Raw genomic sequence first — 14,361 nt, forward strand, 5'->3', positions numbered from 1 at the left:
ATGTATAAGCATTTAACACTATTTAGTTTGTTCACAGTCAGCACTGCATTGGCTAGCACGGAACAACTGACTTTATATACCGAAGTGTTTCCTCCTTATAACTTTATGCAGCACAACCAACTCACTGGTATTAACACCAAAATCATGGAATCTTTGTGCGAAAAAGCCAAGCTAAATTGTACGTTCAATGTATTGCCTTGGAAGCGAGGCATGTCACTGACAATGAGCCAACCGCATACAGGAATATATTCAACATCGCGTACCGCAAAACGAGAGAAACAATTTTATTGGGTTGGGCCATTGGTGTCAGGGCACTCATGTTTATATCGTTTAAATGAGCGTAACGACATTAAAGTAAGTAGTACAAAGTCGTTGCAAAACTATACTATTGGCGTATCGCGTGGTGATGTTTATCAAACAGTTCTTGCTGATTTTAATCTTACTGAGGGCCAGCATTTTTTAACCTATTCAAAAAAGTTTGAAGAGCTAAAGATGTTTAAGCAAGGTAAGCATGACTTGCTGATTGGCTCGTCACTCACCCTAACATCGCAACTGATGAATGTAGGTATGAGTCCTCAGCAAGTGACCCCGGTATTTGAGCTAAAGCACCCTGCTTTAGTGGGTAATTATTTAGCGCTTAACAAAAACACATCGCCCGAGGTAGTTACCGCGCTGCAAAAGGCGCTTGATAGCATGAAGCAAGAAAACCAAATTGCGGCGATTATTGATCAGTTTGTCGCTGGGAACATAAACTCAACTGGTGAAACTTCACCAGTTGCAGAGCAATGTCTGAATGGTTCTGCTATTTACTAATTTGGCTTTGTTTAAGGTAAATTGGCTGCGGTTTTGGTATTTTTTGAAGTCAATCGTGTTTTCTCGCGCTCGATCGCAAAGCCATTGCCTGATCTTTAATTGCTTTTTATAGTGGTAAAAAAAAGGGCAAAAACTATGAAACCAACTCCACTTATTAAAAGTTTAGTACTAGCAGTATGCTTAGGTACAACAGGCGCTTCTCAAGCTTACGATCGCATCACCGGCCATAACTTTGCCAGTCGTTCTGAGGTCATCGCGCAATCAGGTATGGTTGCAACCTCACAGCCGTTAGCTACGCAAGTGGGCTTACAGGTATTAAAAGACGGTGGTAACGCTATTGATGCAGCCATTGCGGCAAATGCAGTGCTTGGCCTTGTTGAACCGACTGGCTGTGGAATTGGTGGCGATTTATTTGCCATTGTTTGGGATAACAAAACTAAGCAATTATATGGTTTAAATGCTTCTGGCCGTTCACCACAAAGTTTGTCTTTTGATACTTTAAAAGCACAGGGTGACTACATTCCAGCTTATGGACCCTTGCCTGTGTCGGTACCCGGTGCTGTAGATGGCTGGTTTGAGTTACATAAAAAGTTTGGCAAAACGCCAATGAAAAAGCTACTCCAACCTGCTATCGATTATGCTGAAAATGGCTTCCCTGTGTCTGAGTTGATTGCCTATTACATGCAAAAAAGTGTGGCTGCACGAGGTAAATACCCAGGTTTTAAAGATGTTTATATGCCTGATGGGGCAATGCCAGAAAAGGGTGACATTTTTAAAAACCCGGCCCTTGCAAACACCTATCGTAAAATTGCCAAAGGCGGCCGCGATGCCTTTTACAAAGGCGAGATTGCTAAAGAAATTGGTCGTTACATGAAAGAAAACGGCGGCTACTTATCGTATGAAGATTTAGCTGCGCACTATAGTGAATGGGTTAAGCCAGTAAGTGCTGACTATAGAGGATATACGCTTTGGGAATTGCCACCAAATGGCCAAGGTATTGCTGCACAGCAAATTCTCAATATTCTTGAGGGCTACGATATCAAAGGCATGGGCTTTGATAGTCCTGAATACGTTCACACCTTTGTTGAGGCGAAAAAGCTCGCGTTTGCAGATCGTGCAAAGTACTACGCCGATCCAGCGTTTAACACCATTCCCGTGCAAACACTTATTTCGCAGCAATATGCTGACCAAAGACGCAAACTGATAGACCCTAATAAAGCCGCAAAACGCGACCATGCAGGCCCAGTAGAAGGCGATACCATTTATATGACGACTGCCGATAAAGACGGCAACATGGTTTCGCTTATTCAAAGCAATTACCGTGGTATGGGCTCAGGTATGACACCTGCAAAATTAGGCTTTGTATTGCAAAACCGTGGCGAAATGTTCGCGCTTAAAAAAGGCCACATGAACCAATATGAGCCAGGCAAACGACCATTTCATACAATCATTCCTGCGTTTGTCACCAAAGATGGTAAGCCATATATGAGTTATGGCGTTATGGGAGGTGCGACACAGCCACAAATGCATGCTCAAATACTTATCAACATGATTGATTTTGGCATGAACCTGCAAGAAGCCGGTGATGCACCGCGTATTCTGCACACAGGTTCATCGCAACCAACCGGTGAGATCATGGAAGACGGCGGTTTTGTTAGCTTAGAGTCAGGTTTTTCGATGGAAACCCGCCGTGAGTTAATAAAGAAAGGCCACACCTTACAAGACGCAGTTGGCCCATACGGTGGTTATCAAGCAATATTGAAAGACCCGAAAACCGGCGTTTATTACGGCGCATCTGAAACCCGCAAAGACGGCCAGGCTGCGGGGTATTAGACTATTGTAGGTTGGGTAGAGCGGAGCGAAACCCAACAAACTTAGCTAAAGCTAGCGAGCTTTGATGCAGCAGCGTTTTACATCGCGTAGGCGTGAAATTTATTTCGCGCGATGGTTCATTGCCCGCTAACTCCCAACCACATACCCTGCAAATATGATGAAAATGAGCATTGAGCCATTTTTCTTTATGAATATCTTTAACATCAAAAAAAATTTACAGTTAGCAATGCATTCCGTTATTTGTTAATAATATATTTATTAAATATATGAGCGTGATATCGGAAGAAGGATGTGCGATGCGCGCATTATGAAATTGTTTGGCTTGTAGGATGTGGGCTCTATGCATAATGATATTAAAATGTTTGAATCTTTATATCAGAATAGTTTGATTGATATGGATGGAGTGAATGAAGAAATCATTAATAAAACACCCTTTTCTAAATTATTGGATATCTACGATGAGGTGTCTTCTTCGGTTTCTTATTTGCCTCAGGAGCAAAATCTGATAGGGAAAGTTTTTACCGCTTCAAACAACTTCGCAGGGAGCAGTTATGAGTGCCCCGCGATGAAATGTAGAATGAATCGAGTTGAAGAGCTATCAAAGTTTTCTACATTATTTGGAGAAAACGTACTTTTTCATAATTTTCTGGCAGATTCGTCCCCAACCTTTGGTCATGCACCTAGTAAAGACTCCAAAAAATTTAGAAATAGAGTAATAGCAGATATAAATGTTTTAATGGGGTTAAAGGGAGTTATATCTAAGGGAATAGCCGTTCCTTATACCATGCCACATGGTTTTTGTCTTAATTGCTTTACAAGAAAATTTTTAGGTAATTCATCTTCTCAATTAGTAGAGCGTGAGTTGAAAAATCTTGAAAATCATATATATAAATCTATGGATATGGAAATTATTAAAACTGAGAGTGGATTCAAATTACGGTGCTCATCCGACAATGATATACTCCCGCATACATATATTCATCAGTTATCATCAAAAGAGCAAGGTATGCTTCCCGATGATATTTTACAGAATATGCATGTCGAAGATAAACACACACTATCTCATGCACAAAAGAAAATGTTTTCAGAGGTAAAGAGGTTGTCTCGTCAGCTTATGGCGGAAGCTGTGCATCAAAAATCTATGTCTAAATTAACAGGAGGCTCAATTTTAACTCATAGCCTCGCAGAGGTTAATACACTTAAAAGGCTCGAATCTGACTCTCAAATAAGCCATGTAAATGACATTTTGTCAGAACATTGGAAAATTATTATCCCATATGCAGAACAATTATCAGTTGATAATCTTTTACTGCTCAGAGAACGTGAGCCAGAGTCCTTTATTCAATTTAGAGGGGCGATAGAAAAGTCAGTTTCTGAAGCTATTTCCCTGAATAAAGGCTTCAGTGTTAGAGATGCACGTGAATTATTCAGCGACACTATTGCACCTAACATAGCTAAGATTGAGCAAAGTACTAAGATTGCCACATTTGACTTAATTAAAAAACCATTGATTGCATCTGTGGGAATTGGCGCGGTTCTTGGTGTTGGCGCTTATACAGGGTTGTTAACAGGTGATTTGTCAGTTGCAGCTAAAGCATTAGGTCTCGGTAAAATAGTTTACGATGGTGTAACATCATCAGTTGAGGGGATTGATGCATTAAAAGAGAGAAAACAAGCAGATTATTATTTTCTTTGGAGAATGCAACGTCTTGCTAAGAAAGCCTAACAAAGTATCGTTGAATGGACGTCTTAAGCTTTGCTGATGCTCGTTCCTCGCTTATTTAGCCAAGCTTAATCTGCCCGCTATGCGGCGTTATCTCGATATAAACTTTACACCTAATACAACCGCCGACTTAAAACGCACTTGTTTAGAATTGAGTTGCTTGAATCAAGCAACAAAGCTGATATTTAAGGCTAGATTAAACTCAACTATTAAGTGAAGTTATCAAGTTCAAAGAGTAAAGTTAGAGCCATCGCGCGAAATAAATTTCACGTCTACGTGTTCTAACTTTACTCTTTCCCCTTGAAACTCAACAACTTGTTGGGTTTCGCTGCGCTCTACCCAACCTACGAGTTGACTGCTCTAGAACGTAGCTAACTCCCAATCACATACCCAGCAAAACCAAGCACTTTAAAATACTGTTTTGGGGTGCTGAAGCGGGTTTCATTCATTAACTCTGAAAAACGAATGCGGTCTAATGGGTAAAACTCGTGCTCTAGGTTGTGGCGCATGCGTTCTACGCCGACTTCTGTTAAACCTAACTGTGTACACAGCTGTAGTTGAGATTCGCGCTCAAAAGTGGTTTCTGGGCGCATTAAATCGGCAATGTATAAGTTGCTCGATTTCTTAAGCTTGCTGTGAATCGCTTTTAATAGCGCTTTTTTATCGCCGTTATCTTCAACAAAATGCATGACCAGTAAACACAGTGCTGCGTCACATTGAGTGTCGATGTCGTTGATATCACCGCAGTGTACTGATACGCGGTCGCTGATGTTGTGCTGGCCAAACTGTTGCTCGGCAATATCGAGCATGTCTTGTGAAATATCTTGAGCAATAAATTGCCAGCTTGGTTTTAGCGCCGCTAATTCGATGATTTCTTTACCTGTTCCGGCACCAACCACTAAAATGCGCGCATCATCGCTCAGCGTGGTTGCCAGTTGGGCGGCGGTTGCTTGATGTAATAACTCATAACCTGGAACTAGGCGCAAAATGCGTTCGTCGTAGTGACTTGCTTCTTCGTGATTAAAAGTTGGCATGCTAATCCTTTAAATAACAGAGATGGTCGAATAACCACCTGGTTTTTTCGCCACATGCACTTGCGTGGCAACGCGTTCGGTCATTTCAGATACGTGAGAAATAACCCCGACTTTGCGGCCTTGTGCTTGCAGAGAATCAAGAGCATCCATCGCGATGCTTAACGTTTCACTGTCCAACGTACCAAACCCTTCATCGATAAACAAAGAGTTTATTTGTACTTTATTCGACGACAACGAGGCAAGCCCTAGCGCCAGTGCTAACGACACTAAAAATGACTCGCCGCCCGATAATGTATTAACAGAGCGCTGCTCATCGGCCATGTCTTTATCGATAATAGCGATATCGAGCGTTTGCCCTATGGCTGTTAATTTGTAGCGTTTATTTAGAGTCTGTAAATGACTATTCGCGTAGTGCAGCAGTATTTTTAAGGTTTGCGTTTGCGCTAAATTACGCATGGTTTTGCCGCTGGCATCCCCGAGCACCTTATTGAGTAAATGCCAGTGCTCATAGCTTTTTTGCTGTTCAACTAATAGCTTTTGTTTATCTTCAAGTGCTTGGCTATTTTGTTGATGGGTTTTAAGCTCCGTTGCAACTTGCAATAATGCGTTATTCGCTTGTACTTGTTGCTCTGTGACTTGATTAAGCTGTAATTGCAGCTCATCTTCACGGAGAGCTGGCTTATCATTTTGATGCTGAGCCAATGCCTGTTGTCGTTGTTTTAATAGCGCCTCTGCATCTTTTAAACTACTCTCGCTAGTGTGATAATCAGCCAAAGTTTGTTTGATTTCAGTAGGGCTTATCGTTAATAGCTGACTAACGGCCTGCTCATCTAAGCTTGGGTGCTGCGCTTTAAAATCGTTAAACCACAGACTAAAGCGCTCATTAAGTGCCGATTGCTCAGCGGTGAGCTCTTTCTCACGCTCATCAAGGTTAGCTATTTGAATGGCTTGTTCGTCACGCGCCTTCACCGCATTATTATGGGTTGTCTGGGCAAGTTGTAGTGCTTGCTGCGCTGAATCTATCGCTTTTTCAAGCTCAGCAATAAACTCATCTACCGAAATCGCTGCGTTACTCAATAAGCCCTCGCGCTTTGATTGTATCTGCGTTAATTCGTTTTGAGTTTGGCTTAGTTGCTCGTTGCACTGAGTTAAAGAGGTATCTGCTTCGTTGAGCTGCGGCGTTAAATGCGCAAGATGCTGCTCAATGGCTTTTAAGTTCGTTTTAAGTTCATCTGCCGTTTGCAGCGAAGCTTGATAAGCCTCAACGTGCTCAGCAATGTTCTCTAAAGAAGTGTTTTGTGTATTGAGTGCCTGCCACCAAGGTGCACTGGTGAACTGTTGATTCAGTGTCGTATAAAGCTGCTGATGCTCATCATTGAGCTCATTTAAACGTGTTTGCAGATTATTTAGTTGTTGCTGCAACTCGTTTAACTGCTGCTCTTTGCTATAAAGCGCTTGTCCTTGCTGATTATACTCAGTTTGCTTAGCCGCAAGCGTGTTTTGCAACTGCTGTTGCTGCTCAAGGGTTTTGTAATATTGCTGTTTTTGCAAGCTGAGCTGTTGTTGACACTCGTTTAACTGAACTTCGGTCAAATCATTTAGCTCAGTACGATTAGCCGCCATGGTTTCTTTGAGGTTCTGTTGTTGAGCGCTCAGTTCTGAGATCTGCCCAGTTAACGAACTTATCTGTTGGCTACATGCCGCCAGTTCATTACTTTTAGTTTGCTGTAATGCTTGCTGAGCTTTTAAGTACTGTTTGGCGTTAGTTAACTGGTTGGTAAAGTCGTTAATAAGTTGACTAAATTGCTCGTTTACCATTTCTTCATGCATAAACGGGTGCTCTTTTGAGCCACATACTGCACACGGCTGCCCTGCTTTTAAAGTGGCGCGTAACTGGCTGACCCCTTCACTGGCTCTAAGCTGCACTTGCTGTAAGTTTTGCTCACAAAGCGAAACCTGCTGCTGTGCTTGCTCTGCACCTTGCTGCGCATCTTTTAATGCCGTTTGCAGTTGCTGCTCAGTCTGGCTTAATGTGTTTAATTGTGTTTGCCAATTTTTTAACTGCTGCTGATTAGTTTGCCATACTTGGCGCTTTTCAATCAGGTGCTTAATCGCATCAAGCCTAGCGTCGATATCGGCCATTGATTGAGTATTTAAACTCGATTTAAAGGCGGCATCTTGCTCGTTTAAGCGCTTAATTTCTTGCTCAAGGGCTTGGTATTTAGTTTTACACTGCTGCGCGGCTGCTTGCTGCTCATCAATCTTAGGTTGAAATGCTTTTACGTTTTGCTGTGATTGGTTAATTGTGTGCAGTTGCTGGCTAAAGCGGCTTAACTCACTTTTATAGAATGACCAGTCTTTTGCTAATGGTTGCCATTGTGCATGTGTTTCTAAATAGCTATTTATTTGTGCTTGTTGCTCTAGCTGTTTTTGCTGCTCTGCTTTATGGCTATTTAGTGTATTAGTCAGCTCTTGATGATGGTGCTTTGCTTTCTCTGCTTGTAATTTTTGCGCCGCTGTTTGCTGGTTTAATACAGCAAGTTGCTTATCTAGCTCACGGGCCTGACTGATAATAGGTTGCGCGTCTTTTTGTGCTTGCTTAGCTTGGTTTAGTTGTGCGGTTTGCTTTTCAAGGGTTTGCTCAGCGTCTTTGATCAGCGTTTTATGATCAACGTTTAAAAGCTGCTTACGGTTTTTAATTAGTTGCTCATGTTGAACGCTAAGAGTCGCCACACGTTCGCGGTTATCTTTTATTTCTAGGCATTGCTGAGCTTGTTTCGCTTCAGTGGCTTTTTCAGCAAGCGCGTGCATTTTTTGCTGTAACTCTTGCTTGGCTTGCTCAGCTTGGTTTAGTTGTTGCTTCTGCTGAGATGCTTGCTTATACCAAGCTTGGTACTGTTCAAATTGTTTTATTTGTTTTTGCAGCTCAGTGAGTTTAGCCTCAAGCGCTTTTTGGTCTGCTTGTTTCGTTTTGACCTGTTCAGGGCTTAAAACTTGATAGTTGCTTAAACTTAGCTTTAACTGTTCTAAAGCTTGCAGCTGTTCACGATGGCGCTCAAAAATTCGCTGACCAATACGGCTAAATTTATCGGTGCCTGTTAAACACTCAAGTAGTTGCGCACGCTCATCCCCAGTTGCTTTTAAAAAGGCGGCAAATTCATGCTGTGCAAGCAGTACTGCTCGTGAGAACTGTTCAAAGCTCAAGCCGATAATACGCTCGATTTCTTTACCAGCAGCACTCCTATCAGCAATTAGGGTTTCATCAGGTAATGAGTAGAGGCTATGTTGTGCGGGTTGTAATTTGCCATCGGCTTTATTACGCGCTCGGCTAAAGCTTAATCTTGCGCGATATGATTGTTTGTCTTGGCCAGTAAAGTCGACTTCGGCAAAGCCCTGCCCTGCCCCGCGGCGTAATAAGTTTCGCGAGTCATTGAGTTTGATATTGTCGCCGTTAAAGTCAATTTTATTGCCTGTATCACCACGTAATCTTGCTGTTTTGTTATAAAGCGCTAAGCAAATAGCATCGAGTAAAGTACTTTTACCCGCCCCGGTATCACCCGTGATGGCAAACAACCCCGCTTCTTTTAAAGGCGAAGCGCTAAAGTCGACTTCGGCGTCTAAGATAGAGGCTAGTTGATGAACACGAATCGCTAAAATTTTCATAGTAGATCCTCCGCATTCAATTCATCGATTACTTGGCTTAATAAGCTTTCTAGCTCTTTTGGCACAGCCTGCCCTGCCATATCTTTATTATTTGCGAATGCCTGCTCTAAAAGTGAGTGTGGGTTCAGCGCTTCAATTTGTGAGACATCTTCAAATAGGGTTTGTTCATCGTCTTGCTGGCTACTCTGTTGACGAACCCTTTCAATGCCACAGAACTTAACTTGCTTACCTTCAAGGGCTTGTTCTATTTGTTCTCTGAAAGTGGTGTCAGTGTCATGGGCGCTCAATTTAACCCGCAGGTATGGCGCTAAATCTTCATCTGTTAAATCGAGTTGTTTTATAAGCTCACAGAGTTCGTTTAGTGGCACACAGTCTTTTTCTGGCAGCAACATGACTTTACAAAAGCTAGGAATGTAAAGGGGGTTTACAGTAGTACCTGAGTCACTAAGCTCAACTATCACAACTTGATGCTGATAGCGTCTTTCAGAAAATGACATCGGCATTGGCGTGCCACTGTAGCGAATGGTGTCTTTCTTGGCGACGGTTTGTGCTTTATGTAGATGCCCTAGCGCAACATAATCAGGTTGATCTGTAAATATGCTAGCCGATATTGCATCTTCGCCACCTATAACTAAATTGCGTTCAGAATCTGATGAGATGTCTCCACCTTTTGCATGTAAGTGCCCCATCGCAATTAATGGCGCATTTGGTAATTTACTTGCGGCTTGTAATGCATCTTTGTAGGCAAGAGCAACGGCTTGGTTGTAACTTAACGGTTGCTCTTGTTGGCGGTTATAGCTGCTTAAATCACTACTGCGTAAAAATGGCATGGCAACAACATTCGCATCGCCGCTTTTGGTGCTGATTGGCAGTACTACTTCATGAGGGGCGTTACTATCAAAGCGGCCAACAACATGGGTATCAAACTGAGCTAATAAAGGTTTTGCAGCCATTATTCGATTTGCTGAGTCGTGGTTACCAGCAATAATGACTATGTGTAAGTCAGGGCAATGCTGCTTGGTGGTTTTAATAAATTGGTAGAGTTGGTTTTCTGCGCTGGCAGGTGGTGTTGCCGTATGATAAATGTCACCCGCAACTAGCAGTAAGTCGATCTGTTCTGACACAAGCGTATCGGTTAACCAAGCTAAAAACGCTTGATGTTCATCGAATCGGGAGTGCTCGTAGAATTGTTGGCCTAAATGCCAATCAGATGTATGAAGGACTTTCATTTAACGCTCTTATTATTTATTAAGAGCGTCAATATACCTAAGCTGAGCCAAGATGCCCAGCCTGGCTTGCTAACTTAAGCTATACCAGGCAAATACAACCATAGGTAACGCCAGTAGAGCCATAATTAATGGTACTTTAAGCGCTTTAGTTTGTTTTGCTTGTAATATTTTAAGTGCATTACTTTCATTACAAGCTGCTACTTTATCAATATAAAAATACCCTGAATCTAGGTACTGTTTACAATTTTGTTCGTCCGCTGGAATTGCAATTAGTTCTTGTTGTTTTTTTAGGATATAAAAATCCATACGCTCACCGAATTCTATGCTGATTACCAAAACATTTTGAGGCGCAATTACGAACTACGCAGACCCCAAAATCAAAAAAGTGGGCGATTTTAAATATAAATGGCAGTAAATTTCAATAGAAAATGCCATAAAATTTAATTTATTGCGAAAATAAATATTACAAAGGATAAAATTATGAAGGCAGTTGGGTAAATCAGCCATTTTTTTGGCCTTTTTATCACCGGGTTTGTGCGCGATAATGCATCTGACTCATCACAGGCGGCAATCACTTCTACAAATTCAAAACCACGATTTTCGTACTCGTTAAGAATTGCTTCTTGAGCTGGAATGGCTGCTAAACGAGAGTCTTTCTTTACAATATAAAACTTCATCTAATCACCCTTCATTTTTAAGCTTATGTGCAAAATTTGACGGTATCTTTATTACACTTCAGTCACACTATTTTATGCATTTAACAGACCATTTAATCTTTCTTTAGATAGTTAAACTAGTTAAACAAAAACCTTTATATTTAACATTAATACTTTGGCATGAATTTGTGCTGAACTAAAATTGAGCAAGTGTAATGTAAACCCCCTTTACACTTGTACTTAAAAGGCTATTTGGCAGGACAAAAACAAATAGTTTTAAAAGTATGAATACTACCTGAAAAATACCGCACTTTATCGTTATTTTATTGCAACTTTGTTAGCAGTTTGAGAAGGTACGCTCACGCAAAATTTACAGGATTAACAATGAAAAAAGCAGTTCTAACGCTGAGTGCTTTGGTATTGCCTTTAGCTGTATCGTCTACGGTTATGGCATCATCAGTTGAGCAAACAAAAGGTTCATTTGTTGACAAGTTTCGTCAACTGGATGAAGCACTCCCAACTCCCAATGTTTATCGTAGTGCCGCTGGAGCACCTGCAGAAAATTACTGGCAGCAACAAGTTAACTACGACATCGACGTAAAGCTTGATGAGAAAAAACGTCGTTTAACGGCAAGTCAGAAAATTGAGTACAAAAATAATTCACCTCATACATTAAAGTATCTTTGGTTACAGTTAGACCAAAATATCTTTAAATCTGACTCAATTGCAGAAATGACATCAACCTTCAATGGTAAAACGCTGCAAGGTGACCCTCAGCCAAAAGCGACAAAACTGAGCTTAGGTCAGTTACGTCGTCAGCAGTTTATGGCTGACAATGAGCTGGGCTATCAAATCGCCAATGTTAAAGACGAAGACGGAAAAGAGCTTAAAGTAACTGTGGTTGATACCTTAATGCGTATTGATCTAAATGAGCCACTTAAACCGGGTAAAGACGTTGAGTTCAGCATGGACTTCGCCTTTAACATTGTTGAAGAAGATGCCGTGGGTGCTCGTTCAGGTTATGAGCACTTTGAAGAAGATGGTAATGATATCTTTTTGCTAGCACAGTGGTTCCCGCGTCTTGCTGCATACACAGACTACGAAGCATGGACAAACAAAGCATTCTTAGGAAGTGGTGAATTTACGCTTGAATTTGGTAACTACGATGTAGAGATCACCGTGCCAGCTGATCACATTGTATCGGCAACCGGTAAACTTGATAATGCTCGTAATGTACTGACTAGCACGCAGCGTAAACGTTTAGAAGAAGCTGAAAACGCTAAACGACCTGTTTTCATCGTGACTGAAGAAGAAGCGCTAGAAAACGAAAAAGAAGGCACTGATAAAACGAAAACATGGCATTTCAAAGCTGAAAATGTTCGTGACTTTGCATGGGCTTCTTCACGTAAATTTATGTGGGATGCTAAAGGCTATCATCAAGGTGGTAACGATCAGCCGTTAGTGATGGCGATGTCTTTCTACCCGAAAGAAGGTGGCGACCTTTGGAAGAAGTATTCAACTGAAGCTGTCGTTCATACAATGGAAGTGTATTCGCGCTTCTCATTTGATTACCCTTACCCTGTTGCTCAGTCTGTAAATGGCCCTGTAGGTGGTATGGAGTACCCAATGATCACCTTTAATGGTCCGCGCACTGACCTACAAGACGATGGTACTCGTACATACTCACAAGCTGAAAAGCGCTTCTTAATTGGCGTTGTAATCCACGAAGTTGGTCATATTTACTTCCCTATGGTCGTTAACTCTGATGAACGTCAGTGGACGTGGATGGATGAAGGTTTAAATAGTTTCTTAGATGGAGTTGCAGGTCGTGAATGGGACCACACAATTCCGTGGGGAGTTGAGCCTCGCGATATCGTTGAGTATATGAAGTCAGAAAACCAAGTACCAGTGATGACTCAGTCAGACAGCGTATTGCGTTTAGGCCCAAATGCTTACACTAAGCCTGCGGCGGCACTTAACATTTTACGTGAAGTGATCCTTGGCCGTGAGTTATTCGACTTTGCATTTAAAGAATATGCACAGCGTTGGAAGTACAAACGCCCTACTCCGGCTGATTTTTTCCGTACTATGGAAGAAGCGTCTGGTGTTGATTTAGATTGGTTCTGGCGTGGCTGGTTCTACACCACAGATCACGTTGATATCTCGCTAGATAAAGTTTACCAACTACGTCTAGATACGAAAAACCCTGATATCGACTTTAATCGTTTACGCGATATCGAAGCTGATAAGCCAATGCCGTTATTCGTAAAACGTAATAAAGAAGAAGGTAAAAAACTGTGGGTTGAAGAAAACCCAGATGTAACTGACTTCTATGACGAAAATGACCGCTTCACGGTAACTAATAAAGAGCGTAACGCGTATAACAAATTCCTAAAAGGCTTAGAACCTTGGGAACGTAAAACGTTTGAGCGTGCAATCAAAGAAGATAAAAACTACTACGTACTTGAGTTCTCAAACTTAGGTGGTTTAGTAATGCCTATCTTATTAGAGCTTACTTATGAAGATGGTACGAAAGAAGAGCAGTACATTCCTGCTGAAATCTGGCGTCGTAATCACAAGCATGTTCAAAAGCTCATTGTCACTGAAAAAGGTAAAAACTTGGTGTCTGTTACGGTTGACCCGCGTTGGGAAACTGCGGATGTTGATGTAGAAAACAATAACTATCCGCGTCGTATTATTCCATCACGTATTGAAGTGTACAAACGTGAGAAGAGTAAAGCGAAAGTTAGCCGCGATATCATGCAAGATATTAAAACTGAGCTGAAAAAAGACGACGAAAAAGATGCTGAGGAGCAACAATAATGCGCTTAATCGCCATTATTTTTGCTTTATTACTGAGTGCGCCAACTATGGCGCACCAGTTGAAAGCGTCTGTAACAACGGTACTTTTTAATAAACGCACTAATAATATTGAGCTAATGCATCGCTTTTATTTACACGATACTGAGCATGCGGTAGAGCACTTATTTGACGGTCATGCTGATATTTTAAGTAATAAAGACGACCAAAAGCGTTTTGCTGATTATGTTGAGTCACATATTGCCCTACAAACTTTAGATGGTAAGCCGCTTGAGCTTAAAGATGTGGGTGCGCAAGTTGATGGTAAATTCTTTTGGGTTTATCAAGAAGTCACGATCCCTGAGGGAATTCATGGTATTCGAATGAGCAACGGAGCATTACGTGACCTGTGGCCAGCACAAGTTAATATGGTAAACATTGAAGGCAAAGGTAAAGTTAAAACTCTTACGTTTAGTCAAGATGACACTTGGCTTGAGGCAAGGTTTGAGCCTGTTGAACCATAATTTTCTTATACTAAAGGATTAAAAAAGTTACTTTTTTAATCCTTTGATCCTTTAATTAACTGATTTCGTAAACTATCTTATTAATGG

The 14,361-nt window shown here is 41.5% G+C and carries 10 protein-coding genes; 5 read left to right on the plus strand and 5 right to left on the minus strand.

Annotated features, from left to right (window positions below; translation table 11 throughout):
* The 3 genes from E5N72_RS18945 to E5N72_RS18955 all read left to right on the plus strand — a co-directional run bounded on the left by E5N72_RS18945 (position 1) and on the right by E5N72_RS18955 (position 4,372).
* Entirely contained in the window at positions 1-813 is an 813-nt protein-coding gene (locus E5N72_RS18945) for a transporter substrate-binding domain-containing protein (protein WP_135926664.1), read from the plus strand.
* 135 nt (positions 814-948) lie between these two features.
* Positions 949-2,646: a gamma-glutamyltransferase gene (gene ggt / locus E5N72_RS18950; protein ID WP_135926665.1), complete on the plus strand. Its 1,698-nt coding sequence runs from the start codon at positions 949-951 to the stop codon at positions 2,644-2,646.
* 340 nt (positions 2,647-2,986) lie between these two features.
* Positions 2,987-4,372 carry a hypothetical protein gene (locus E5N72_RS18955; RefSeq protein ID WP_135926666.1) on the plus strand — a complete coding sequence of 462 codons (1,386 nt, stop codon included), beginning with the start codon at positions 2,987-2,989 and terminating at the stop codon, positions 4,370-4,372.
* A gap of 368 nt (positions 4,373-4,740) precedes the next feature.
* Here the strand turns inward: E5N72_RS18955 and E5N72_RS18960 are convergent, their stop codons facing one another.
* The 5 genes from E5N72_RS18960 to E5N72_RS18980 form a co-directional block, all read right to left on the minus strand.
* Positions 4,741-5,403 carry a class I SAM-dependent methyltransferase gene (locus E5N72_RS18960; protein WP_135926667.1) on the minus strand — a complete coding sequence of 221 codons (663 nt, stop codon included), beginning with the start codon at positions 5,401-5,403 and terminating at the stop codon, positions 4,741-4,743.
* Positions 5,404-5,412: 9 nt separating this feature from the next.
* Complete coding sequence (locus tag E5N72_RS18965; protein ID WP_135926668.1) at positions 5,413-9,066, minus strand: SbcC/MukB-like Walker B domain-containing protein; 3,654 nt, start codon at positions 9,064-9,066, stop codon at positions 5,413-5,415.
* Positions 9,063-10,295: an exonuclease SbcCD subunit D C-terminal domain-containing protein gene (locus E5N72_RS18970; protein ID WP_135926669.1), complete on the minus strand. Its 1,233-nt coding sequence runs from the start codon at positions 10,293-10,295 to the stop codon at positions 9,063-9,065. The genes E5N72_RS18965 and E5N72_RS18970 overlap by 4 nt, the downstream gene beginning before the upstream one ends.
* A 69-nt stretch (positions 10,296-10,364) precedes the next feature.
* On the minus strand, positions 10,365-10,601 hold the full coding sequence (locus E5N72_RS18975) for a hypothetical protein (RefSeq protein ID WP_135926670.1): 237 nt from the start codon (positions 10,599-10,601) through the stop codon (positions 10,365-10,367).
* 134 nt (positions 10,602-10,735) lie between these two features.
* Positions 10,736-10,972, minus strand: a complete 237-nt coding sequence (locus E5N72_RS18980) for a hypothetical protein (RefSeq protein ID WP_135926671.1) — start codon at positions 10,970-10,972, stop codon at positions 10,736-10,738.
* Positions 10,973-11,335: 363 nt separating this feature from the next.
* On the opposite strand from E5N72_RS18980, the gene E5N72_RS18985 reads away from it, so the two are divergent.
* Positions 11,336-13,774, plus strand: a complete 2,439-nt coding sequence (locus E5N72_RS18985; RefSeq protein ID WP_135926672.1) for a M1 family metallopeptidase — start codon at positions 11,336-11,338, stop codon at positions 13,772-13,774.
* On the plus strand, positions 13,774-14,274 hold the full coding sequence (locus E5N72_RS18990) for a DUF6702 family protein (protein WP_135926673.1): 501 nt from the start codon (positions 13,774-13,776) through the stop codon (positions 14,272-14,274). Before E5N72_RS18985 ends, E5N72_RS18990 begins: the two co-directional genes overlap by 1 nt.
* Positions 14,275-14,361: the final 87 nt, after the last annotated feature.

This window comes from Pseudoalteromonas sp. MEBiC 03607, assembly GCF_004792295.1.
Classification (GTDB): domain Bacteria; phylum Pseudomonadota; class Gammaproteobacteria; order Enterobacterales; family Alteromonadaceae; genus Pseudoalteromonas; species Pseudoalteromonas lipolytica_C.

Excerpts from the sequence above, each read along its gene's own strand:
- E5N72_RS18945 (WP_135926664.1), top strand. The coding sequence starts at position 1 with ATGTATAAGCATTTAACACTATTTAGTTTGTTCACAGTCAGCACTGCA.
- ggt (WP_135926665.1), top strand. The coding sequence starts at position 949 with ATGAAACCAACTCCACTTATTAAAAGTTTAGTACTAGCAGTATGCTTA.
- E5N72_RS18955 (WP_135926666.1), top strand. The coding sequence starts at position 2,987 with ATGCATAATGATATTAAAATGTTTGAATCTTTATATCAGAATAGTTTG.
- E5N72_RS18960 (WP_135926667.1), bottom strand. The coding sequence starts at position 5,403 with ATGCCAACTTTTAATCACGAAGAAGCAAGTCACTACGACGAACGCATT.
- E5N72_RS18965 (WP_135926668.1), bottom strand. The coding sequence starts at position 9,066 with ATGAAAATTTTAGCGATTCGTGTTCATCAACTAGCCTCTATCTTAGAC.
- E5N72_RS18970 (WP_135926669.1), bottom strand. The coding sequence starts at position 10,295 with ATGAAAGTCCTTCATACATCTGATTGGCATTTAGGCCAACAATTCTAC.
- E5N72_RS18975 (WP_135926670.1), bottom strand. The coding sequence starts at position 10,601 with ATGGATTTTTATATCCTAAAAAAACAACAAGAACTAATTGCAATTCCA.
- E5N72_RS18980 (WP_135926671.1), bottom strand. The coding sequence starts at position 10,972 with ATGAAGTTTTATATTGTAAAGAAAGACTCTCGTTTAGCAGCCATTCCA.
- E5N72_RS18985 (WP_135926672.1), top strand. The coding sequence starts at position 11,336 with ATGAAAAAAGCAGTTCTAACGCTGAGTGCTTTGGTATTGCCTTTAGCT.
- E5N72_RS18990 (WP_135926673.1), top strand. The coding sequence starts at position 13,774 with ATGCGCTTAATCGCCATTATTTTTGCTTTATTACTGAGTGCGCCAACT.